Here is a 21,620-nt window from a genome sequence, read left to right as displayed (position 1 = left end):
TGTCGGCATGCACGGGTGGGGCCAGTGGTACGCGCTCGCCGCGGCGGCCGTGGTCGCCGGCTGTTACCTGTGCGGCGCGCGTGGTCGCCCCTGGGCGGTGATCGCCCTGCTCAGCGCCCTGGAGGTCGCTGCCGCGGCGGCCGTCGCGCGCTCCCAGGACACCGTGTCCTGGCTGGGGGACCAGGTCGTGGTGGTGCTCGGAGTGTTCGTGGCGCTGACCGGCGCCTACCGCCGGCTGCGACACGAGTTCGTCGAGCAGGGCTGGGCGCACGCCCGGGACGCGCGGCTGCACGAGCGCGCCCGGATCGCCGCCGACCTGCACGACACCCTCGGGCACGACCTTGCGCTGCTCTCGCTGCAGGCGGCCGGCATTCAGGTGACGGCGGGGGAGCCGGAGACCCGGGAGCGGGCCGCGGCGGTCCGCGCCGGCTCGGCGGCGGCGATCGACACCGTACGCCGGATCGTCGACCTGCTGGACGTCGAAGCGGAAGCCGACGTCCCGGCGGTGCTCGACCGGGCCCGGGCGGCCGGCATGACGCTCGAGGTCACGGGCACTGCGCCCGGTGAACCGTTCGTGGCGCGGCTGCTCTCCGAGGCGCTGTCCAATGCCGTCCGGCACGCGCCCGGCGTCACGGTGACTGTCACCTTCGCCGGCCGCCGCGTGGAGATCGTCAACCCGGTGCCGGAGGGTGCCGTCGCGGGCCGGCCGGGCACCGGACTGGTGATGCTGTCGGCGCGTCTCGAACAGGCCGGCGGTTCGCTGACGGCCGGGCTCACGGACGGCCGGTTCCGGCTGGTCGCGGAGGTGCCGGCCGGTATGGACACCGATGATGGCCGGCTGGGCGACGACTACCGGTTCCGGCGGCGCCGGGTCCGGCGGATGCTGGCCGGCACGGTACTGATCCCGTTCGCGGTGCTGCTCGTGGTCGCGACCGGCTTCTACGCCTGGGCGGTCCGCGACGCGTCGATGGACGACCCGGCGTTCGCCGGGTTGCGGGTCGGAATGCCGGAGACCGCGGCGGTCCAGGTCCTTCCCCGGCGGGAGGCGCCGATCCGGTGGGGTGGCCCGAGCAAGCCGGGATGCCGCTTCTACACGGATGGGAACTATCCGCTGGCGTACGGGAACTACGTGGTCTGCTTCTCGGGTAACCGGGTGTCCCGGTTGGAAGACCTCACCGGGCGGGATCGATGATCAGGATCCTGCTGGCCGACGATCAGCCGCTGGTGCGCGCCGGCCTGAACACCGTGCTCGCCTCCGACCCCGATTTGGAGGTAGTGGGCGAGGCGGCGGACGGCCGGGCCGCGCTGGCGGCGGTCGAGCGCCTGCGACCCGATGTGGCGCTGCTCGACATCCGGATGCCGGGCATGGACGGGCTGACCGCGGCCGAGTCGCTGCGCGCCGGCCACCCCGCCCTCCGCGTCATGATCATCACGACCTTCGACGAGGACCGGTACATCGCTCGCGCGCTCGACGCCGGGGTGCACGGGTTCCTGCTCAAGTCCGGTGATCCGTACGAGTTGATCGGTGGCATCAAAGCCGCGATGAACGGCGGTACGGTGCTGGCGCCCGCGGTCGCCCACCGGATCGTCCGGCTACTGCACGGCGGTGAACTGCGGGACCGGCTGGCCGCCCGAGGCGGGGTGAAGGCCCTCACGCCGCGCGAGCGGGAGGTGCTCACGCTGGTCGCGGCCGGCCTGTCCAACGCCGAGATCGGCCGCCGTCTGCACCTGGCCGAGGGGACCGTGAAGATCCACGTGAGTGCCCTGCTCGGCAAGCTCGGCCTGACCAACCGGGTGCAGGCGGCGATCTACGCCTACCGGGCGGGCCTGGCCGGGTAACTGCCGGTTCGGCGATGCATCGACGCTCAACTCGAGGCCGCGGCTGCCGATACCTTCAAAGTGCGAAAGACGGCCGGCATCACCCTGCTCCTGGCCGGAGCGGCGATCACCGCGCTGACCCCGGATTCGGTCTGGGGCCAGGTGGCCTATCTCGGCTGCTTCGCCGGCATCGTCGTCGCGGCCTGGGCGGCGGTCCGGCGGCCGGGGCCGCGCCGGCCGTGGGCGCTCATCGCCTGTGCGGTCACCTCGTGGCTGGCCGGGGACGTGACGACGGTGATTCTCCAGCTGGCCGGCCGTTCCCCCTCGGTGGGACTGCAGGACGTGTTCTGGCTGGCCGGCTATCCGTTGATGGGTGCGGCGATCCTCGGCATGGTCCGCCGCCGGGCACCCCGCCAGAGCCGCGCGGCACTCCAGGACGGCCTCACGCTGACCACCGCGGCGGGGCTGGCCGCCTGGCAGTTCTTCATCGAGCCGGAGCTGCACGGTGGCGGCCCGACGTTTTCCCTCGTTGTCGGGGCGCTCTACCCGACCGGTGATCTCGTTCTGTTCGCCGCCGTCGTCTATCTGGCGCTCTCGCCGGGCCGCAACGGCGTGCCGAGCCTGCTGCTGATCGCCGGCAACGCGCTCTCGCTGGTGCTGGACACCCTGCTCACGGTGCTGTCGGACGAGCTGCCCGGCCAGGACGGGGACCGGTTCAACGGCGCCCTGCTGATCGCGAACGCGCTGATCGTGGCGTCGGTGCTGCGCCGCGACCGGGATCAGTTGCTTCTTCCGGCGTCGGACGAGAAGCCGCGCCTCCACCCGGCCCGGCTGATGTTCCTGGGGCTGGCCATGCTGACCGGGCCGATCCTCGCCGTCGGCCGGGAGACCGGACGGATCGAGGAACGGGTGCTGATGCTCACCGCGACCGCGGTGACTGTCGGCTTCTGCCTGGCCCGCTTCACCCAGGCGGTGCACGAACAGGGCCGGGCCCAGGACCGCCTGACCTACCTGGCCGACCACGACAGCCTGACCGGGCTGGTCAACCGCCGGGTGCTCAACGAACGGCTGGCCCGGGATTTCCGGCCGCGCGACGACCTCGCCCTGCTCTACCTCGACCTCGACGGTTTCAAGGCGGTCAACGACGAGCACGGGCATGCGGCGGGTGACGCCGTCCTGGTCGAGGTGGCGCGCCGGATCCGGGCCGAGGTCCGCGACGGCGACCTGGCGGCCCGGCTCGGCGGCGACGAGTTCGCGGTGCTGTGCCAGGACCTGGACCCGGCCGACGCCGGCGAGCTGGCCGAGCGGCTGCGCCGGGCGGTGTCCGAGCCCATTCTCGGTGCCGGCGCGACGCTGCACGTCGGGGCCAGTATCGGCATGGCCGCGGCCGCTGGCTGCGCGCACGGCGACGAGCTGCTTTCCCGGGCCGACGCGGCGATGTTCAAGATCAAACGGGAAGTTCTGGCCGCGGCCACCCTGCCGTTGTAGTCCGGGTCTGCGCATACGCTGCCGGGGTGCAGATCGACCTGGTTGCGCTGATCGTTGACGACTATGACCCGGCCATCGCGTTCTTCACCGGGATACTCGGTTTCGACCTCGTCGAGGACTCGCCGTCGCTCACCACCGACGGGCGACCCAAGCGCTGGGTGGTCGTGCGCCCTCCCGGGGCTCAGACGGGTCTCCTTCTCGCCCGCGCGGACGGAGAACGTCAGGCTGCAGCCGTCGGCGACCAGGCAGCCGGCCGGGTCGGGTTCTTCCTTCGCGCCGACGACTTCGATACGGCGTATCGAACAATGACGGAAGCCGGCGTGACGTTTGTTCGGGAGCCGCGCATCGAACCGTACGGCCGCGTCGCGGTCTTCCTCGACATCGCCGGCAATCGGTGGGACCTGCTCGGAGCCCCGCGACCGTGAGCTTGAAGCCCGGTCGGCCGGGATGCTCAGTCGCGGCCCCTCAGTGCCGATGGGTGATGAGCGGACGGCCAGGTGGTCCTGCGAACCGAGGGGACATCAAATGGCGAAGCGTAACGAGACGGCTCAGCAGATCGCGGAGTTGCTGCGCACCGCGCAGAGCTCGCTCGGGCTGAACCTGGCCTTCCTGAGCCGGCTGGACGGTGTCACTCAGCACCTGGAGGTGGTGGAGTGCACCGATCCTTCGTTGGCGGCCGACGGCCTCACGCAGCCGCAGGAGACCTCGTTCTGTCAAGCGATCATGGAGGAGCGGCTTCCGTCGGTCATCCCGGACGTCGAGGACTTCCCGGTGGCCATGACCTTGCCGGCGGTGCAAGCGGCCGGCATCCGTAGCTATGTCTCGGTGCCGGTGGTGCTCAGCGACGGCTCGGTGTACGGCACGTTCTGCGCGGCCGGCTTCCAGGCCGGGGAGGATCTGGGCGAGCGTGACCGGACGCTGATGGAGGTGCTCGCTCAGGCCGCCGGCATGCTGATCGAGCCGGACGTCCGCAAGCGGCGCCGCAATGCCGGCATCGCCGACCGGCTGCACCCGGTGATCGCGGCCGGCGGCCCGGTCGTACTGTTGCAGCCGATCGTCGAGCTGACGACCGGGCGGCGGATCGGCGCCGAGGCGCTCAGCCGCTTTCCCCAGCAGTGGAACCAGCCGCCGGACCTGGTCTTCGCGGACGCCGAACTGATCGGTCAGCGCGAGTCCCTCGAGATCCTGGCTCTCCGGCAGGCGGCCCGGCACCTGCCGGACACGACCGGCTACGTCGCCATGAACGTCTCGCCGGCCACGCTGGCCACGGCGAGCTGTCAGGACCTGCTGAGCCGGATGCCTCTCGAGCGCATCGTGCTGGAGCTGTCCGAGCACGACCCGATCGACGATTACGAGGCCCTGCGGGCCACGCTCGCCCCGCTGCGGGCCCGGGGGATGCGGCTTGCCATCGACGACGTCGGCGCGGGCTTCTCGTCGCTGCGGCACATCGTCGTCACCGCCCCCGACGTGGTCAAGCTGGACCGGAGCCTGGTCGCCGGCGTCGCTGACGACCACGTGCTGGCCGTACTGACCAAGGCGCTCGTCGAGCTCGCCGACGCCATCGGCGCGCACGTGGTCGCCGAAGGCATCGAGACCGCGACGGACGCCGCCACGCTGACCGGCCTGGGGGTGCACCACGGCCAGGGTTGGTACTTCGATCGAGCGACTACGCCCGACGCCCTGCGCGACATCTACCAGTTGCAGCCGGTCGGCGGCGCGCTCGCCGCGCAGCGAGCCTGAATCCCGCGAACGCCGGCATGTCTTCCACTTTCGTGGTGCCCGTTTGCAAACCGTGGCGTTGCGGATGGATTCTGGCTGCGTTCGCGTCATGACGATTCGAGTCGGTGTGGTGGCGATTGTGGTTCATGGAGGGGCGTTCAGAGGAGTTGACCGGCTGTGAGGTGGTGTGGTCGGCCGGATGCATCACCGTGTCCGGCGAAATCGACTTCGCGAACGCGAGGGTAATCGGGCGACGGATGGTTGCCCTCTTGATTCCTGGGAGCATCGTCGTGGACTGCCGTGAGGTCACCTTCCTCGACGCCGCCGGCCTCCGCATGTTCGCCGACCTGGGTCGGGCCGCCATCGATGTGGGCGCGGTCGTGCACCTCCAGTCCTCACCGGCGGTGAGCGAAACGATCAAGCTGTGCGGCGTGCAGGAGCTGCCCGGCCTGGTACTGGACCGGGACGACGCCGACGGACCGAGGAGTCCGCGATGACCAGCTCGGCCGATCATCGCCGTGGTGGACGCCTCGATCATTACGCCCTCGTCGTCGACCATGACGACACGATCGAGCGTGTTCTCGTGCCGCAACTCCGGCGCAAGATCGCCGCGCATGAAACTGTTCTCATGGTGGTCGGCACCCGGACCGCAGCCGTGGTCCGTGAACGGCTCGGCTACGACGCGAACACGCTGCTCTGGGCCCCGGCGGATCGCTTCTACCAGCGGCTCGGCTTCACCTACGCCAGATTTCTGCGCTATCTGCGTGACGAGCACTCGCAGCAGCGCGTAGTCCACCTCATCACCGAACCTGATCTCGTCACCGGACCGGAGGCGCCGGTGGACCGGGCCGCCGCGTACCTGGGCTACGAATCGATGGCCAACGGCGTCTTCGCCGGTTACGGCTGCCCGATCACCTGCATCTGGCACACCAGCGAGCGGACGGACACGGTCATCGAGGGGGTCCGCAAGGTTCACCCGCAGGAATGGACCCCCTGTGGCGCCGTGGACAATCCCGGATACGTCGGGCCGAGCGAATATCTCAGTCAGCAGACACAGCCGGCCATGACCGCGACTCCACCGGTCACCGATCTCGACATCACCTTGCTGCATCCCCACGAGGTAGCCGCCTGCCGCGCCGCGGTCGGACGGTGGGCCGGGCGTCGACACTTCGTCCGGGCCGCAACCAGCCAGGTCGTCGCGGCGACCAGCGAAGTGATCACCAATGGCGTGCACCACGGCCGGCCCCCGGTCCGGTTGCGAGCATGGCAGCAGGACAACACCTTGATCGTCCACGTCGACGACCACGGGGGCCTGCCGGTTCCCGCTGAGGCAGGTTATCGGCCACCGACCACCCCGGCCGACGCCGCCGGGCTATGGGTCGCCCGGCAACTCGCCGACGTCCTCCTCACCCGTACCGACAACGGGCGAACGGCCGTACGACTCTATTTCCCGTACGCGGTGACCCATCGTCACCTGGACGTTCCGCACCTCCCGTGAGTCGGCAGAACGTTCGCCGGTCCCCGCCGTAAGGGGCGGGGGCCGGCGTTCGGGGCGTCGGTATCAGAAGTTGCCGGCGGTGTTGCACTTGGCCCGCTGGACGACGCAGTCCTTGACCCGGTGGCCGAGGGCAGCGTTGTCCCAGGCGAAGAACGCGTCGCCGTGCATCGACGAGGCCATCTTCGAGGCGAGCTGGAAGCCGTCCGCCGTGCCGCTGGTCGGATAGGCGATCAGGAACGACAACGACGGGATGGCCACCGGGAAGTCACCCTTGCAGGTGCCGTCGTAGGTGTACGCGACGTGCGCCTTGTGGGTGGGGCTGTCCAGGTGCACGCCGTCCCAGCAGTCGGGGAAGACCAGCTGGAACATCAGGGTCGCGCCGGGTGCGCAGAGCGGCCAGTTGCCGTCCGCGCTGCGGCCGATCTCACCGCCCGCGCCGGCGCAGTAGAACTGGTTGACCGAACCGGCCGGCGTCGGCACCTGCAGCTTGGCGTCGCCCGCGATCATGCGGAAGCCCTGCGGAAACGGCACCGTCGCCGACGGGTCGATCAGCCGCGATCCGTAATAGACGGTCACGTCCTTGGGCTCGACCACCTGGCCGTGCTCGTACAGCGAGGGAATCCAGTACGCCGAGAGATCCTCGGCCGGCTTGCAACTGCTGCCGGCATTGCTGAGCAGGGTGTCGGTCGTGGTGTTGGCATCGGTGCTGCTGTTGCCGAGGAAGCTGTGCATGTGCGAGGCGCCCGGCAGGCCGGGGAAGACGATCGGGTCGTCCGGCTTGGAGTGGCTGTAGACGCAGGAGGCGTTGAACTCGGGCACCCGTACCGAGCCGGCCGGCACCGGGCGTGGCGTCATCGCCCGGAACGCGGCCAGCTGAGCGTTCCACTTGGCCTGGTCGATGTTCACCCAGCCGGGATCCGACTGGCCGCCGCCGGTGCCGTCGCCGAACGAGAACCAGTTGATGTTGACGAAGTCGCCGGCCTGGGTGTTCTTCATGACGGCGTACACCGATTGCGCGCCGGCCGGGTGGGTGGCGGCCGTCGCGGTCAGGGTGACCCAGTTCTGCCAGCCGCCGGTCGCGGCGATCGGGAACTTCGCGAGCAGCGGGCCGGTCGCCGACCCGGTGTGCAACTCGACGAAGCCTGCGCCGACCGCGGAGGAAACCCGGGCCGAGACGGTCAGCGGGGCGGTGGTGCCGAGATCGATGCCGTCGTACCGGGTCCAGTCGCCGTCGGCGAGGTAGGACAGGTTCTGGCCGCCGCCGGTGTCGGCGGTGGTCTCGACCTGTACGCCGGACTGGGCGGCGTAGCTCTCCGCCTGAACGACGCTGGTCGCGGCCTCGGCGGTGCCGGACCCGGCGATCAACGCGATGCCGGCGGTCAGGGCCGCCGCCGAGGCGGCAGCGAACAGGGTCCGGGTACGTGCTCTCCGATGGAGGGAGGGGGATGGGGTCATGGCAATCCTCGGTGTCGTGCCACCTGCCCGCCCGATGGGGGATTGACGGGAGATGACCGTCATTAGGTGCCTGGAGTATGCGCCGTGAGGAAGCGCTTTCTCAAGTGTCTATTCAGCAAAGTAAATGAATTTGCAGGCGCAGCCTCGTATCCACGATGTCGCGGTGTGAGCTCCTACGGTCTGTAAGTTGAGAGCGAGGCCGGACGCAGAAACCGCTTCCCGGCCAGCGGGAGCCGGATCCGGACCTCAGGCCGGGTCGACGCGCAGGGTGACGACCGAGCCGGTGCCAAGGCGGCGGGCCCGTCGGTACCAGATGCCGGCCTCGCCCTTCCACGAGCGCACGTACAGGTCGTCGTCGACGGCCACGATCCAGATAGGTGTGCGGGCGTCCGGTCGGCCGGATGCCGGTACGACGACGTCGATCTCGCCGGCTTCGGCGAGCTGCCGGAGAGTTGTGGTGTCCCAGGCCATGATGGCCGCCTTTCCAAGGTCGATGTCAGCCACCGTACGGCGGCCGTCCGGCGGCAGAGGGGTTCTGTCATTACCTGCTGAGCCAAGCCCTCCCACGAGCGCTCGCCGCCGGGTTCCATGAATGACGTAAGCGCGGGCACGTTGCCGGCGCACCCGGCGGACCCACCACATCGAAGGAGCATTCATGGAACTGCTACCCGTGCGCCCGACCGTCAAGACGCCCGCCCAGGCGTTCACCGGCGACGTCTACATGACCCCGATCTACACCGGCACCGGCCCGTCACGGATGACCGCCGCCCTTGTCCGGTTCACGCCCGGCGCCCGCACCAACTGGCACTCCCACGCCGTCGGGCAGACGCTGCACGTCACCGAGGGCGTCGGCCTTGTCGGCACCCGCGACGGCCAGGTGCTGCGCATCCACGCCGGCGAGACCGTCGTCTGCCCACCCGATGAGGACCACTGGCACGGCGCCACCGCCGACACCTTTATGAGCCACCTGGCGCTGCTCGAGGCCAAGCCCGACGGCGGCGACCCCACCACCTGGCTCGAACCGGTCACCGACGAGCAGTACGAGCAGGCCAACAAGCACTGACCACCTTTTCGCGTACCGGAAGAAGGATCACCACCATGCGTGGAGTAGTCATGCACGCCCCCGGCGACGTCCGGGTCGAAAACCGCGAGGACCCGCGGATCGAACGCCCGACCGACGCGGTCATCCGCGTCGCCGCCGCCTGCGTCTGCGGCTCCGACCTGTGGCCCTACCGCGGCATCGAACCGGTCGACGGCCCGACGCCGATGGGTCACGAGTACGTCGGCGTGGTCGAACAGGTCGGCAGCGACGTTGCCACGATCAGGCCCGGGCAGTTCGTCGTCGGATCGTTCTTCGCCTCCGACAACACCTGCGAGATCTGCCGGGCCGGCTACCAGTCCCGCTGCGTGCACGCCGAGCTGGTCGGCGCCCTCGGCACCCAGGCCGAGTACGCCCGGATCCCCCTCGCCGACGGCACCCTGGTCGCCACCCCCGACCGTCCGGCCGACGATCTCGTCCCGAGCCTGCTGGCCGCCTCCGACGTACTCGGCACCGGCTGGTTCGGTGCAGTCGCCGCCGAGGCCGGTCCCGGCAAGACCGTCGTGGTCGTCGGCGACGGCGCGGTCGGCCTGCTCGCGGTGCTCGCCGCCAAGCACCTCGGCGCCGAACGGATCATCGCCATGAGCCGCCACGCCGACCGGCAGAAACTCGCCCTGGAGTACGGCGCGACCGATATCGTCACCGAACGCGGCGACGACGGCGTCGCGAAGATCAAAGAACTGACGGGCGGGCTGGGGGCGCACTCGGTCGTCGAGGCCGTCGGCACCCAGGAATCGATGATGCAGGCGATCCGCGCCACCCGGCCCGGCGGGCACATCGGCTACGTCGGCGTCTCGCACGACGTCGAACTTCCCGGCAACGAGCTGTTCTTCGCCGAGGTCCATCTGCACGGCGGCCCCGCCCCGGTGCGCCGGTTCCTGCCGGAGCTCATCGACCTGATCGTCAAGCGGGAGATCGACCCGGGCAAGGTCTTCGACCTCACCCTGCCGCTCGACCGGGCCGCCGACGGCTACCAGGCGATGGACGAGCGCCGCGCCATCAAGACGCTCCTTCGTCCGTGACGACCGTGCGGCGTACGAACCGCCCTGACCACCCGCAATGCCCCACAGGACCGGAACTCATGACCGATCTGAACCCCCGGCAACAAGCAACCGCCGCCATCGCCGCCTTCACCGCCATCGGCCGGATGCCACAGTTACGCGACGCGCTCACCGGCGGCCTGGATGCCGGGCTGAGCGTCAACCAGATCAAAGAGATCCTGGTGCAGATGTACGCCTATGCGGGCTTCCCGCGCAGCCTCAACGCCCTCGGCGCGTTCATGGCCTTGCTCGAGCAACGCCGCGCCGACGGCATCACCGACCCTGCCGGCGACCAGCCGCGGCCGTTGGCCGCCGGCACGGACATGCGGAAACTCGGCACCGATAATCAGACCCGGCTGTCCGGCGCACCGGTGACCGGCCCGCTGTTCGAGTTCGCTCCCGCCATCGATCAGTTCCTCAAGACGCACCTGTTCGGCGACATCTTCGCCCGCGACAACCTCGACTGGCCGAGCCGCGAGATCGCCACCGTCGCCGCCCTGGCCACCCTTGACGGAGTGGAAAGCCAGCTACAGTCCCACTTCGGCATCGCGCTCAACACCGGCCTGACCGCGACGCACCTGCGTGGCCTCGTCACGGTCGTACGCGACCGCGTCGGCCACGCTCAGGGTGACCGCGCCGCCGGGATCCTCGACAGAGTGCTGGCCGGCTGATTCAGGAGGTACCGCGGTGGAGTTCACACGGCTCGGTCGGACCGGGCTGAAGGTGAGTCGTATCGGGCTGGGCTGCATGAGCTACGGCGAGGCCGCGGCCGGCATGCACCGGTGGACCCTCGATGAGGACGCCGCCGCGCCGTTCTTCCGGCAGGCGGTCGAGCTGGGGGTGACGTTCTGGGATACCGCGAACGTCTATCAGGGCGGCACCTCGGAGCAGTTCGTCGGGCGGGCGATCGACCGGTTCTCGCGACGGGAGGAGATCGTGCTGGCCACCAAGGTCAGCGGCAAGATGCACGACGGTCCGGGCGGCAGCGGCCTGTCCCGCAAGGCCGTCCTCGAGCAGGCCGATGCCTCGCTGCGACGGCTCGGGACCGACTACATCGACGTCTACTACCTCCACCGATTCGACCCCGAGACGCCGGTCGAAGAGACCATGTGGGCTCTCGACGACCTGGTCCGGGCGGGCAAGGTGCGCTATCTCGGCGCGTCCTCGATGTGGGCGTGGCAGTTCGCGAAGGCGCAGCACAGCGCCGTGCTGAATGGATGGACGACGTTGTCGGCGATGCAGGATCAGTACAACGTGCTCAAGCGCGAGGAAGAGCGGGACATGATCCCGATGTGTCTCGACCAGGGCGTCGGTCTGACCCCCTATTCCCCGCTGGCCAAAGGCCGGGCCACCCGGCCCTGGGGCCGGCCGACGGCCCGGTCGTCGTCGGACGACGTGGCCCGGGCGTTCGACCGCGACGTCGACGAGCTGGTGGTGAACGCGATCCAGAGCGTCGCCGAGGCTCGCGGCGTCGCGATGGCCCAGGTGGCGCTGGCCTGGGTGTTGTCCAAGCCGGTCGTTTCCTGCCCGATCGTGGGGGCCACCAGGCCGCACCACCTGCCGGACGCCGTCGCCGCCCTGGATCTCGTTCTCACTGATGGCGAGATCGCCGAACTGGAGGCTCCTTACCAGCCGCAGGACAACTACTGGTGGTGATCCGCAAACGCCGCAGCCCGGGATTTCCCAAGCCGCGGCGATGGGCTGAACCGCTCGGTTCGCGGCCGGCGGCCTACTCGGTACGCGACCCGCAGGCGAACGGGGTGCCGTCCGGGCCGTCCTGGGCGCACACCTTGATCCCGACGGTGTCCTTCGACCCCAGCTTGGGCAGCGGCAACCAGACCTCGGAATTGAAGCCGCCCCCGTTTCGCTGCGCGCCGTACAACTTTCCGCTGATCCAGACCCAGGCCTTGACGCCGACGCCGTCCTTGCAGGCGTCGTAGACGCCGACGCTGTGGTCACCGGAGACGAACTGCGCTCCTCCGTACCGGGAGCACTGCGGCGACGAGCCGGTGTCGACCCCGAAGCTGCCGGGCGCCGCCGACGCCGCCCCGGCCGGCACGAGCGTGGCGGCGACCGCCAGCACACCGGCGCCGAGCGTCACCCCGATCCTGTTCCGTTGCCTCATGTCACGTTCCTTTCTGCTGGTCCCCGTGTGACGGAGACCCCGCAGTCGTACCCCGGTTCCGTTGTCCGGCGTCGGTGGACGCACGCCGGACAACAATCTCCGGACAACCGCGCGCAGGTCGGAGATCCCGGGCGGCTACTTCCGCAGCAGATGCCGGACGGCCCGGGCCATCAGGTCGTTGCGGTCGGACGCCGACAGCTTCTCCAGACCGAAGCCGAGGTAGAGGGTGTCGGCCGTGGCGGTCGCGGCGCCGAAGTCGTACGCCTGAAGGCTGCGGGTCCAGTCCGTGCGGTTGGCGGCGGAACCCGGCGGTGGACCGGCGACGGTCCAGCCGCCGAGGTCGGTTTCGAACGAGGTTTGCGAGACCGTCGCCGCGTCCACGTCGACGTGGACGTCGTCGAGGAACACGCCGAAACCGTCGGCGAAGCGGTCGGAGGCGTCCGAAATCGAGATTTCGACACGCTTGCCGGCGTACCCGGAAAGGTCGGCGTCGAAGTCCTTCCAGCCGCCGCTCGAGCCGCTCACCGCGTTCCAGGTGCCGGTCGTGCCCTGCGGCCCGCAATCGGTGCCCCAGTAGTGCGCCAGGAACGGATGCGGATCGAAACCGAAGGACGGGCACGCGAAGCCGGTGTCGGTGGTGGTGAGGCCCCCGGTGTCCGGCAGCGTCGTCCAGTTGTCGGTGCCGGCCTCGTGCGCCTCGACGAACAGGAAGTCGTCGCCGTCGGTGCCGCGGGAGAACTTGAACCGCAGGTGCGCGTTCTTCGCCGCGGTGAGGTCCAGCGTCCTGGTCAGCCGCTTGTACGAGGCGTTGCCCTGTCCGCTGAACAGGTACCAGTCGCCGCTTGCCGGGTCGTACGGGCCGGGGGTGTCGCGTTTCCAGGTCAGCGGGATGCTGCTGGTGAACTGGGGGAACTGGGCCGGGGGAAGCTGGCTGGAGATGCTGAGGAACGACGCCGTGTGCTGCTGGGCGCCGGTCGGCGCGGTGAAGCCGTCCAGCCCGCCGGATCGGCCGGCCACGGCCCGGGTGCCACCGTTGTCCACATAGGTGCCCGCGCCGAGCCAGTACTGCTCGAAGTCGTCGCTCAGCAGCTGACAGGTCACGTCTTCCCAGCTCTGACATTCGCCCGGTCCGTCGGGCTTGTAGAGAGCGTTGCTGTTCTCGGCGTAGCCCGCATACTGCCCGGCGTAGAGCAGCTTGCCGCCCTCGTTCAGATAGTCGCGTACGGCGGTCTGGGTCTGTGCCGCGGCGCGCGTCGTGGCGTAGTCGGGTTGGCCCGGGTCTCGCGGGACGATGTCGTCGCCGGTCTCCCACACCACGGCGCGGTAGTGCGACAGCACACCGAGCGGGTCCGGCGCCTGCCGGCCGTGCCGGTCCATGTCGTAGACGTCGGCGGTGTAGCCCGCGTGGCGCAGGGCGTCGACGTGCTCGTCGGCGTACCGGGCTGAGGTGGCGCCGTCGGTGTTCGGCGGTTCGATGCCGGTCACGTCCTCGGTGGCCAGAACGAGTACGTCCCCGCCGATCCGGTCGGCGACCGTGTAGCTGAACGGCCGGCTCGCCGGGCGACCGCGTGCGGTGAACCAGATGGTGACCTTGTCCTTCGCCCTCTGCCGGGGGACCGTGCCGCGCAGTTCGGCGAAGTACTTGTCCGCTGTGCCGCCGTACCGCTTGCCGCCGCGCCATTCGCGCACCGCGACCGTACGCTCGGGGCCGCTGTTGATCGTGTAATGCATCCGCACGTCGTGCAGCGACCGCCGTGCGATGACGGACACCTGCTGGCTGGAACCGAACGAATCGGCGAACGTGTGCGGGGCGAAGTCCTCGGTGCTGCGCCCGACCACCGAGACCGGATCGGCCGGATCCTTCGCCGACTCGGCGACCGACAGGGCGAACGGCACGTTCTTGGCGTACTCGGCCTGGATCAGCTTCTCGTCGTCGGGGAAGTCGAATTCGGTACGGCAGTCGTCCGGGTTCCACTGGTCGTCAGGGTCCGACGCGGCCGCCGTATCGCAGGTCGACATCTCCGGAGCGAACGCGATCGTCCCGTACCGGGCCTGCACGTGCGTGTTCGTGTCGCCGTTGCTGGTGTACATCTGGGCGATCTGTTCCGGGTCGTAACCGGGAACGGCCGGCTTCGCGTGGTCGCCGGCCAGCGCCATCGCGATCTGGTCGTCCGGGTTGACGGTCGAGACCTGCCAGCCGCTGCCCCACAGCAGCACCTGCGCGGCGGAGTGGTAGTTCACCAGGAATTGGAAGCCGACCCGCCGGAACAGGGCGTCCATCGCCCGGGTCTCCGGTTCCGAATCGGGCGCGGGCCCGCGGAAGCTGTCGTCGCCCGGATTGGTCGACGAGCCCTCGTTGTCGTAGCCCCACTTCTCGGCGAAGTTGCGGTTCAGGTCGACGCCGTCCTCGGGACCGAACTTGCCGTCGCCGTTGTTGTCGCGCAGGTTCTTTCGCACGTAACGGAAGTCGCCGCCGGTGAACGTCGTGTCGTAGCCGTCCGGGTTGGCGACCGGCATGAACCACAGTTCGGTGGTGGCGAGCAGCTTGGTGATCGCCGGGTCGGTGGCGTAGCCGTCCAGTACGTGGTGCATCAGCCGGCGGGTCATCTCGGGGGTGATCCATTCCCGGGCGTGCTGGGCACCCATGTAGAGCACCGACGGCCGCCGCCCGTCCGGCACGGCATTGGCGTCGACGGTCACCTTGAGCGCCTGGATCGGCAGGCCGCGCACGGTCCGGCCGACAGTTTCCAGCTTCGCCAGCTTCGGGAACCGGGCCGCGGTGGTCGCCAGCTCATCCCGGATGCCGCCCGGCCCGCTGTAGGGCCGGAAAACCTTCGGTGCCTGCGCCTGCAGCGTCCGCATCCGCCCGGTCAGGGGCTTGACCCGCAGCGGTACGCCGGCCGCGACCAGCCGTGCCGCCTGTTCCCGGCCGAGGATCAGCTCGACCGCCACGTTCCCACCGGCGACCGGACGACGGCTGATCTCGTCGACATCGATGCCTCCGGTGCCGAGCCGCTGCCACTGTGCACTGTCGAGTGTGCCCACGTAGACGTCGAGGCCGCTGCCGTCGGCCGGCGCCGCCCGGGCCATCGGTGCGGCCGCGACGATCGACGCGGCGGTGAGCAGGGCCGTTCCGAGAACGGACCAGCGTGGTCGCTTCACGAGTCTCTCCGAGGGGCAGGGGGATCGATGTCAAGGACATCAAACCGCAGCGGATCAATACCTGGACCCGGGTGACCGCTTACGTGAGCGTCCACCTCTGGTTGGTGCCGGACCCGCACGTCCAGAGGACGATCTTGGTGCCGTTGGCGGTGGCGGCGCCGTTCGCGTCGGGGCAGCGTCCGGACTGCCCGCCGACGATCGTTCCGGTGTGACTGCCGGTGCCCGGTCCGTCCGTGCCGCTGACGGTGAGCAGCACGGCCTGGCCGGACGGCACGCCGGTGGTGTAGCTGGTGGCGAAGGATCCCAGGTTGGTGCCCGTCCACGGGTCGCGAACGGCGACGGTGCCGGTCAGGCCCAGGTCCGACCAGCGAGCGGTGATGTTCGCGGTGGCGCCGGTGCGGTTGAGCAGGAGTACGGCTCTTTTGCCCGTACCGCTGAGGGCTTTGCTGTAGACCTGCAGGCCGGTCGAATCCTCGGCGACCTTGGTGCCCTGCCGGCCGAGCGGGTCCTGGTCGATCGCGATGACCTCGCGGCTGGTGAGAATGGCCCGGGTGTCCGCGCTCATCGTCGCGAGGTTGTTGCCGGCCAGCAGGGGTGCGCCGGAGATGGCCCAGAGACCGAGGTGGGTGCGGTTCTGCGCCGCGGTGAAGCTCGGCATGCCGACGATCAGCATGTCGGGGTCGTTGTAGTGGCCGGGGCTCTGGGCGCCGGGATGCTGCGCCGAGTCGAAGTTGGTCAGCACCCGGCTCATCGAAGCGCTCTCGCCGTAGTAGATGATGTCCTGGCTGGTGCGCCACATGGTCGATATGCCGGGTGCCCAGTTCCACGGGCTGCCGTTGCCCCAGCTGCAGACCGACAAGGCCATCGGGCGGCCGGTCTGTGCGGTGGCGCGGGCGATCGAGTCACTGATCGCCGTGTACGCGGTCTGCGGGTTGAGGCCCTCGGCGTTGCCGCCGCACCAGTCCACCTTGACGAAGTCGAAGCCCCACCGGGAGAACCGCAGGAAATCCTGGTCGTAGTGGCCCTCGCTCCCCGAGCCCGGTGCGGCCGGCCGCCCGGTCGGGTAGTAGTAGCCGCACCCGTCGCGGCCGGCGTCGGTGTAGATGCCGGCCTTGAGCCCCTTGCTGTGGATGTAGTCGGCGATCGCCGCCATCCCGCCGGGCCACTCGGTGGGGTCCACCGTGATGTTGCCCGCGGAGTCCCGGGTGCCCTGCCACCAGCCCTCGTCGATGTTGACGTACTGGTAGCCCGCGTCCTTGAGCCCTGCGGAGACCATGGCGTCGACCTGGCCCTTGAGTACGCTGTAGTTGATTTTCGCCGCGAAGGTGTTCCACGACGCCCAGCCCATCGGCGGCGCGCTGACCACGTTGTTCGGCGCGGCCGCGGCCGGCCCCTGGCCGGCGGCGATCGTGGCAGTCGCCAGGCCCAACGCCAGTGCGCCGCCGAGCACGGTTCTTGCGATGCTGCCTGCGTCCATGACCCAGCTCCCTCTCGTCCGCGCCGGAGTAGTGCTGTTAACGTTCACATTTGATTGAAGCACATGAATGTGATTGTTGGCGGTCCGGTCGCGGCGCGGCACGGCCTGACCCTCGGCTGACGTGGGCCGCAAGGCGAGGCCATATCACCTTTCGCGGGAGTGGTCATTGTCCTTTCGGATCGGCTACGGCGGCGCGTCCGTTGGCACATTCGCATGGTTGACGGACGGCCGGCTCCGATCCGGAGCGCTAGCGTAGCCAGGCTCCGAGGCGCACCAGAATCCGTTCCACGCCTCACCGGAAGTGTCAGACGGCCTGAGATCTACGGCTATGGGGGGTTGGGTGCAAAGGACGGCCCTGAGGCCCGACGAAGCTGGTCTGAGCAGGCGGCGCGGGCGTAACCGCTACTTCGATCTGCTCCGCGCCGCCGCGCTGCTGCGGGTCATCGTCTACCACACGGTCGGCTGGCCGTGGCTGCATCTCCTCGTCCCGGCGATGGGCGTAATGTTCGCGCTCGCCGGGTGCTTGATGGCCGACTCGTTGGAGCGCCGCCCGCCCGTACGCGTGGTGGTGTCCCGGATGCGCCGGCTCCTGCCCCCGGTGTGGGCCTTCGGGATCGTCGCCATCGCGATGGGCTGGGTCGCTGTCGGCGTGGGCCGGCGCGAGTGGTTCCACCTGCTTTTCTGGCTGCTGCCGCTGCGTGATCCCGAGTCGCACGCCGTCGGATTCGGGTACGTCGACATCCTCTGGTACGTGCGAACCTATCTGTGGTTCGTCATTCTCTCCCCGGTGCTGCTGATCGCCTTCCGGAAGGCGCCGGTGGTGACCCTGGCCGCGCCGCTCGCATTGCTACCCGCGGCCGCATTGACCTCGCCGTTCACCTCGGCCCGACACGGGGCCGTCATCGACATTCTCGGCTTTGGCACCTGCTGGGCTCTGGGCTTCGCCGCGCATGACGGCTATCTGGCCCGGCTTCCCGTTCTGGTGTGCGGTGCTGTCGTCGCCACGCTCAGCGCCGTCGGCCTGGCCTTGGAGATCGCCTATCCGTTCGGCCGGTCCGGGAGTACCGGGCCGGTATTCGTCGGGTACGCCCTGTGGTCCGCGGCGTGGGTGCTGGTGTTGATGCGATGGAATCCCGACATGTCGTGGATGACGAAGTGCGGCTGGCTGAGGAGCGCGGTCACGGTCGTCAACGCGCGCGCCGTCACCATCTACATCTGGCACGACGCCGCCATCGCCGTCATCGCGGTGTTCCTCCACACGGCGCGGGTGCACGTCTCGCACGTCGTCGAGCTTCCGGCCGTCCTGTTGCTCACCGGATTGGCGGTGCTCGCCTTCGGCTGGGTCGAGGATCTCGCGGCCCGCCGCCGGCCCAAGCTCCTGCCCCGGGCGGCGTGACCCGCCGTCAGCGGGTGGGACGTAGCAGCACCGCGTACAGGTCATGAGGACCTGGCTCGTGGACGTTGCCGTCGCCGTCCCGTCCGAGCGGAGCTGACTCGCCGGTGACCGGGAAATACCAGCCCTCCTCGACGTCGGCCAGGGGCGAACAGTCGTCCCCGCCCGCTCCCTCCGTGGCCACCACCACGACGGCATCGCCGGGAAGGTCGGCAAGAATGTCCCGCAGGCCCGCGACGGTGATCGTCCCGAGGGTCAGCATCGGGTCGGGCCGGGCATTCTGATCCCGGACGTAAGTGTTCTCATCGGGGTCCACTGCCGTCCTCCGTTCATCGTGACGTCGGCATGCTGCATCATCCGCCACCGCACCAGGAACTCGCCGGAGTACGGGGCTCAGTCCCCGATCCTTGTGCATGCCGCGTAATCGTGTCAGGGCTCGTTGTCCAGGAAGGCCGGCAGGATCGATGGCGGCATCGGGCCCTTGTTGCGCCGCCCCTGGCCCATCTCCTCCCAGGCGTGAGCGAGGATGCCGACGCTGCGGCTGAGCACGAACAACCCGCGCGCCAGGGGAGCGGCGAAGCCCAGTTCGGCGTAGATGACCGCGGTGGCGCCGTCGATGTTCATCGGCACGGGGGCGATCGCGGCCTCGACGCCGCGGGCCGCCCGCAGGTAGTGGCCCTCGACCACGCCCTCCGCGACCGCCTCGTCGACGGGGCCGAGCAGGGGGTCGCGGCGCGGATCGCGGGTGTGGAAACGGTGACCGAAGCCCGGCAGGTAGCGGACGCCGCGCTCGCGCCAGCGGGTGATGGTCGCCTCGACGCCGGCCGTGTGGACCTCGGAGAGCAGCTCGACGCATTGCTCGCCGGCGCCGCCATGGGAGTTGCCCAGCGAGTTGACCGCGCTGGCCATGGCGTTGTTGAGCCCGACGCCGCAGGTGGCCGTCATGCGCGCGATGGCGATCGACGGCGCGTGCGGTCCGTGATCGACGCCGGCCACGAGGGCGGCCTCGAGGAGGCGTACCTGGGCGGGGGTGGGCAGGTCGCCGCGGACCATCAGCCAGATCATCGAGCCGAATCCGGTGGTGCCGATCAGATCCTGGACGGGGTGGCCTCTCAGCTCGATGCGGTTGGGTTCGATGCGGGACACCGCGGTGCCCCACCAGTCGGCGACCTGCTCATCGCTCATCTCAGTAGACCTCGACCTTCCCGGTGGGCCGCGGGCTGTAGCTGTCGTTGTAGAAGTACTCGCCGCGCCGCCCGAACGTGTAGGAGAACGATTCACCGGGCTTGAGGCGTACGTTGAACAGGCCCTCGAAGAACTGGGTGGCGCTGTGGTCGTGGGGGTTGTCGGCCGGGTTGACGAAGGTGACCGTCGTGCCGACCGGCACCCGCAGCCAGGTCGGCGCCATGCCGTTCACGGCGGTCGACTCGGTCGTTCCGACAGTGGAAGAAGCCGGGTCGTACGTGCGGGCGAGCACCACGGTGTTGTTGACCGCGCTGCCCTCGACGGCGGTTCCCGACACGGGCCGGCGTACGGTCGGCGGTGCCGGCGTGGTCGCCGGCCGCACCTTCCCGTCGATCTTGAAGGCCCAGAGGAAGTCGCCGCGAGGTGCCGAGGCGCCGTAGGGAATGTCGGTGCCGCCGGCGTAGACCGCCAGGTACTGCTCCCCGTCGATCTCGTAGGTGATCGGGCTGCTGCTGATCGCCGCTCCGCACTGCCACCGCCAGAGCTCGCGCCCGCCGGCGGCGTCCATGGCGATCAGGTTGCCGTCCGGCTGACCGATGAAGATCAGGCCGCCGGCGGTGCTGAGCACGCCGTTGCCGTGCGCGAGGGAGTACGGCATCCGCCGCTTCCACCGCACCAGGTTGGTCGACGGGTCGACCGCGACCACGCCGCCCGTCTGATACTCGCCCGGCGGCCGGAGCCCGTTGCTCGACTCGGTCAGCGAGTGCGCCGCCGCCACGTAGCCGTACCCGGTGTAGACCAGCCCGGTGTGCTGGCTGTAGGACTGCGCGTTCCAGCAGGCGCCGCCGCCGTGTCCGGGAGTGGACAGGATCGGCACGTCCCAGTGCGGCGTGTAGATCTTGGCTGGGACGTAGTTGGGTACGGCCCGGTTGGGGTCGCCCGGTACCGAGGTGCCCAGCGGCTGCTCCACCACGCGGTTCTCGGTCCAGCCGCCCTGGCGCGGGAACGGCTGGGTCGGCCAGGTCTTCTGCCGCGGTTCCTGGGGCACCGGCACCTCGTCGATGCCGAGCGGCGCCGAGCCGTCGGTGCGGTCGAGGATGAAGTACATGCCGGACTTGCTGCCGTAAACGACGATCTTCCGCGGCCGTCCGTGAATGTGCACGTCGGCGAGCACCGGCGCCATCACGTTGTCCATGTCCCAGATGTTGTGGTGGACCGACTGGAAGTGCCATCGGTACTTACCGGTCTTGATCTCCATGGCGACGATCGAGCTGGAGAACAGGTTCTGCCCCTCGCGGCCGGAGCCGTCCTGCGACGAGTTGTTGCCGCGCGCGTTGCCGAACGTCCAATAGATCAGGCCGAGTTCCGGGTCGATGGCCGGGTGCATCCACGGGGTGGCCCCGCCGGTCTGCCAGGAGTCACCGGCCCAGGTCTCGTTGCCGAGCTCGCCGGGCCCGGGCGCGCCCCAGAAGTTCCAGATCAGCGAGCCGTCGGCGGCGCTGAGCGCGAGGGCGGCCGCCCGGTTGCTGTCGTGGGTGCCGACGTGCAGGAGACCGTCGTGGTAGGTGACCGCGACCTTCTCCATGGTGCCGAAGCCGGTGATCTGCCGTTCCCAGACGACCGTGCCGGTGGCCTGGTCGAGCGCGATGATCCAGCTGCCCTTGCCGTGGGTGAAGACCTTGCCGTCGCCGACCGCCACACCGCGCCGGGTCACCGTGCCGTGCGTCGCCGTGTACTTCCACTTCGTTGCACCGGTGCGCCCGTCTACCGCATGCACGTTGCCGAGCGCCGATTCGATGTAGAGCACGCCGTCGACGACGACCGCGGTGCTCTGGTTCGTGCCCGTGGTCAGGCCGCCCTCGATGCGGTTGACCCAGGCGCCGCCGAGCCGCCGGACGCTGCCGCGGTCGATGTCGTGCAGCGCGGAGTAGTTCTGGTTGCCGTAGTTGCCGCCGACCTTGGGGAAGTCGCGGCCGCCGGGAGTGCTGCACGACGCGGGCCGGTGGCCCGCGGCCAGGGGCACCTTGGCGAGCGGTGCCGCGGCGGCCGCCGCCAGCGCTCCCTTCAGGACCTGTCTGCGGGGAACCTCCATGAATGACCTCCTCGGTCCATCTAGCGGACCGATCGATCCGCCTAGAGGTCCCGTCAATATAGGGCCGCC

The 21,620-nt window shown here is 69.7% G+C and carries 20 protein-coding genes; 12 read left to right on the top strand and 8 right to left on the bottom strand.

Annotated features, from left to right (window positions below; all coding sequences use genetic code 11):
* Positions 1 to 7 precede the first annotated feature (7 nt).
* From ACIA5C_RS01860 to ACIA5C_RS01830, 7 genes are all read left to right on the top strand, one after another.
* Positions 8 to 1,192: a sensor histidine kinase gene (locus ACIA5C_RS01860; protein WP_396050199.1), complete on the top strand. Its 1,185-nt coding sequence runs from the start codon at positions 8 to 10 to the stop codon at positions 1,190 to 1,192.
* Positions 1,189 to 1,839, top strand: a complete 651-nt coding sequence (locus tag ACIA5C_RS01855; protein ID WP_396050197.1) for a response regulator — start codon at positions 1,189 to 1,191, stop codon at positions 1,837 to 1,839. The genes ACIA5C_RS01860 and ACIA5C_RS01855 overlap by 4 nt, the downstream gene beginning before the upstream one ends.
* A gap of 60 nt (positions 1,840 to 1,899) precedes the next feature.
* The gene (locus ACIA5C_RS01850; RefSeq protein ID WP_396050195.1) at positions 1,900 to 3,306 is read left to right on the top strand and encodes a diguanylate cyclase domain-containing protein; all 1,407 of its coding nucleotides are present in this window, start codon (positions 1,900 to 1,902) and stop codon (positions 3,304 to 3,306) included.
* 26 nt (positions 3,307 to 3,332) lie between these two features.
* The gene (locus tag ACIA5C_RS01845) at positions 3,333 to 3,731 is read left to right on the top strand and encodes a VOC family protein (RefSeq protein ID WP_396050193.1); all 399 of its coding nucleotides are present in this window, start codon (positions 3,333 to 3,335) and stop codon (positions 3,729 to 3,731) included.
* A 100-nt stretch (positions 3,732 to 3,831) separates the two neighbouring features.
* Positions 3,832 to 5,046: an EAL domain-containing protein gene (locus ACIA5C_RS01840; protein ID WP_396050192.1), complete on the top strand. Its 1,215-nt coding sequence runs from the start codon at positions 3,832 to 3,834 to the stop codon at positions 5,044 to 5,046.
* Between the two features lie 125 nt (positions 5,047 to 5,171).
* Positions 5,172 to 5,522: an STAS domain-containing protein gene (locus tag ACIA5C_RS01835; RefSeq protein ID WP_396051992.1), complete on the top strand. Its 351-nt coding sequence runs from the start codon at positions 5,172 to 5,174 to the stop codon at positions 5,520 to 5,522.
* Positions 5,519 to 6,523: an MEDS domain-containing protein gene (locus ACIA5C_RS01830; protein ID WP_396050191.1), complete on the top strand. Its 1,005-nt coding sequence runs from the start codon at positions 5,519 to 5,521 to the stop codon at positions 6,521 to 6,523. Before ACIA5C_RS01835 ends, ACIA5C_RS01830 begins: the two co-directional genes overlap by 4 nt.
* A 63-nt stretch (positions 6,524 to 6,586) precedes the next feature.
* Here the strand turns inward: ACIA5C_RS01830 and ACIA5C_RS01825 are convergent, their stop codons facing one another.
* Together ACIA5C_RS01825 and ACIA5C_RS01820 are read right to left on the bottom strand one after the other, a co-directional pair.
* On the bottom strand, positions 6,587 to 7,978 hold the full coding sequence (locus ACIA5C_RS01825) for a DUF1996 domain-containing protein (RefSeq protein ID WP_396050189.1): 1,392 nt from the start codon (positions 7,976 to 7,978) through the stop codon (positions 6,587 to 6,589).
* A gap of 246 nt (positions 7,979 to 8,224) precedes the next feature.
* On the bottom strand, positions 8,225 to 8,482 hold the full coding sequence (locus tag ACIA5C_RS01820) for a DUF2255 family protein (protein ID WP_396050187.1): 258 nt from the start codon (positions 8,480 to 8,482) through the stop codon (positions 8,225 to 8,227).
* 151 nt (positions 8,483 to 8,633) lie between these two features.
* Between ACIA5C_RS01820 and ACIA5C_RS01815 the strand changes: the two genes are divergently transcribed.
* From ACIA5C_RS01815 to ACIA5C_RS01800, 4 genes are read left to right on the top strand one after another with little or no spacing between them, the layout of a single operon-like run.
* A complete protein-coding gene (locus tag ACIA5C_RS01815) occupies positions 8,634 to 9,041 on the top strand; it encodes a cupin domain-containing protein (protein ID WP_396050185.1) in 408 nt (135 codons plus the stop codon).
* A 35-nt stretch (positions 9,042 to 9,076) separates the two neighbouring features.
* Positions 9,077 to 10,099 carry a zinc-dependent alcohol dehydrogenase family protein gene (locus tag ACIA5C_RS01810; RefSeq protein WP_396050183.1) on the top strand — a complete coding sequence of 341 codons (1,023 nt, stop codon included), beginning with the start codon at positions 9,077 to 9,079 and terminating at the stop codon, positions 10,097 to 10,099.
* Positions 10,100 to 10,158: 59 nt separating this feature from the next.
* A complete protein-coding gene (locus ACIA5C_RS01805) occupies positions 10,159 to 10,788 on the top strand; it encodes a carboxymuconolactone decarboxylase family protein (protein WP_396050181.1) in 630 nt (209 codons plus the stop codon).
* Between the two features lie 16 nt (positions 10,789 to 10,804).
* Positions 10,805 to 11,773 (top strand): aldo/keto reductase, encoded by a 969-nt coding sequence (locus ACIA5C_RS01800; RefSeq protein ID WP_396050179.1) that lies wholly within the window; start codon positions 10,805 to 10,807, stop codon positions 11,771 to 11,773.
* Between the two features lie 73 nt (positions 11,774 to 11,846).
* Here ACIA5C_RS01800 and ACIA5C_RS01795 read toward each other — a convergent pair whose 3' ends face one another.
* The 3 genes from ACIA5C_RS01795 to ACIA5C_RS01785 form a co-directional block, all read right to left on the bottom strand.
* The gene (locus ACIA5C_RS01795; RefSeq protein WP_396050177.1) at positions 11,847 to 12,242 is read right to left on the bottom strand and encodes a hypothetical protein; all 396 of its coding nucleotides are present in this window, start codon (positions 12,240 to 12,242) and stop codon (positions 11,847 to 11,849) included.
* Between the two features lie 135 nt (positions 12,243 to 12,377).
* Entirely contained in the window at positions 12,378 to 15,404 is a 3,027-nt protein-coding gene (locus tag ACIA5C_RS01790) for a M14 family zinc carboxypeptidase (RefSeq protein ID WP_396050175.1), read from the bottom strand.
* Positions 15,405 to 15,483: 79 nt separating this feature from the next.
* Entirely contained in the window at positions 15,484 to 16,881 is a 1,398-nt protein-coding gene (locus tag ACIA5C_RS01785; protein WP_396050173.1) for an RICIN domain-containing protein, read from the bottom strand.
* Between the two features lie 340 nt (positions 16,882 to 17,221).
* Between ACIA5C_RS01785 and ACIA5C_RS01780 the strand changes: the two genes are divergently transcribed.
* Positions 17,222 to 18,277 (top strand): acyltransferase family protein, encoded by a 1,056-nt coding sequence (locus tag ACIA5C_RS01780; RefSeq protein ID WP_396050171.1) that lies wholly within the window; start codon positions 17,222 to 17,224, stop codon positions 18,275 to 18,277.
* A 7-nt stretch (positions 18,278 to 18,284) separates the two neighbouring features.
* Here ACIA5C_RS01780 and ACIA5C_RS01775 read toward each other — a convergent pair whose 3' ends face one another.
* The 3 genes from ACIA5C_RS01775 to ACIA5C_RS01765 form a co-directional block, all read right to left on the bottom strand.
* On the bottom strand, positions 18,285 to 18,590 hold the full coding sequence (locus tag ACIA5C_RS01775) for a hypothetical protein (RefSeq protein WP_396050169.1): 306 nt from the start codon (positions 18,588 to 18,590) through the stop codon (positions 18,285 to 18,287).
* Between the two features lie 113 nt (positions 18,591 to 18,703).
* On the bottom strand, positions 18,704 to 19,459 hold the full coding sequence (locus tag ACIA5C_RS01770; protein WP_396050168.1) for a citryl-CoA lyase: 756 nt from the start codon (positions 19,457 to 19,459) through the stop codon (positions 18,704 to 18,706).
* Between the two features lies 1 nt (position 19,460).
* Positions 19,461 to 21,551, bottom strand: a complete 2,091-nt coding sequence (locus tag ACIA5C_RS01765) for a PQQ-binding-like beta-propeller repeat protein (protein WP_396050166.1) — start codon at positions 21,549 to 21,551, stop codon at positions 19,461 to 19,463.
* Positions 21,552 to 21,620: the final 69 nt, after the last annotated feature.

Origin of the sequence: Actinoplanes sp. NPDC051343 (assembly GCF_044455125.1) — a bacterium.
GTDB lineage: Bacteria > Actinomycetota > Actinomycetes > Mycobacteriales > Micromonosporaceae > Actinoplanes.
Note: the sequence above shows the minus strand (reverse complement) of the source record. Positions and strands in the feature narration are given on the sequence as shown.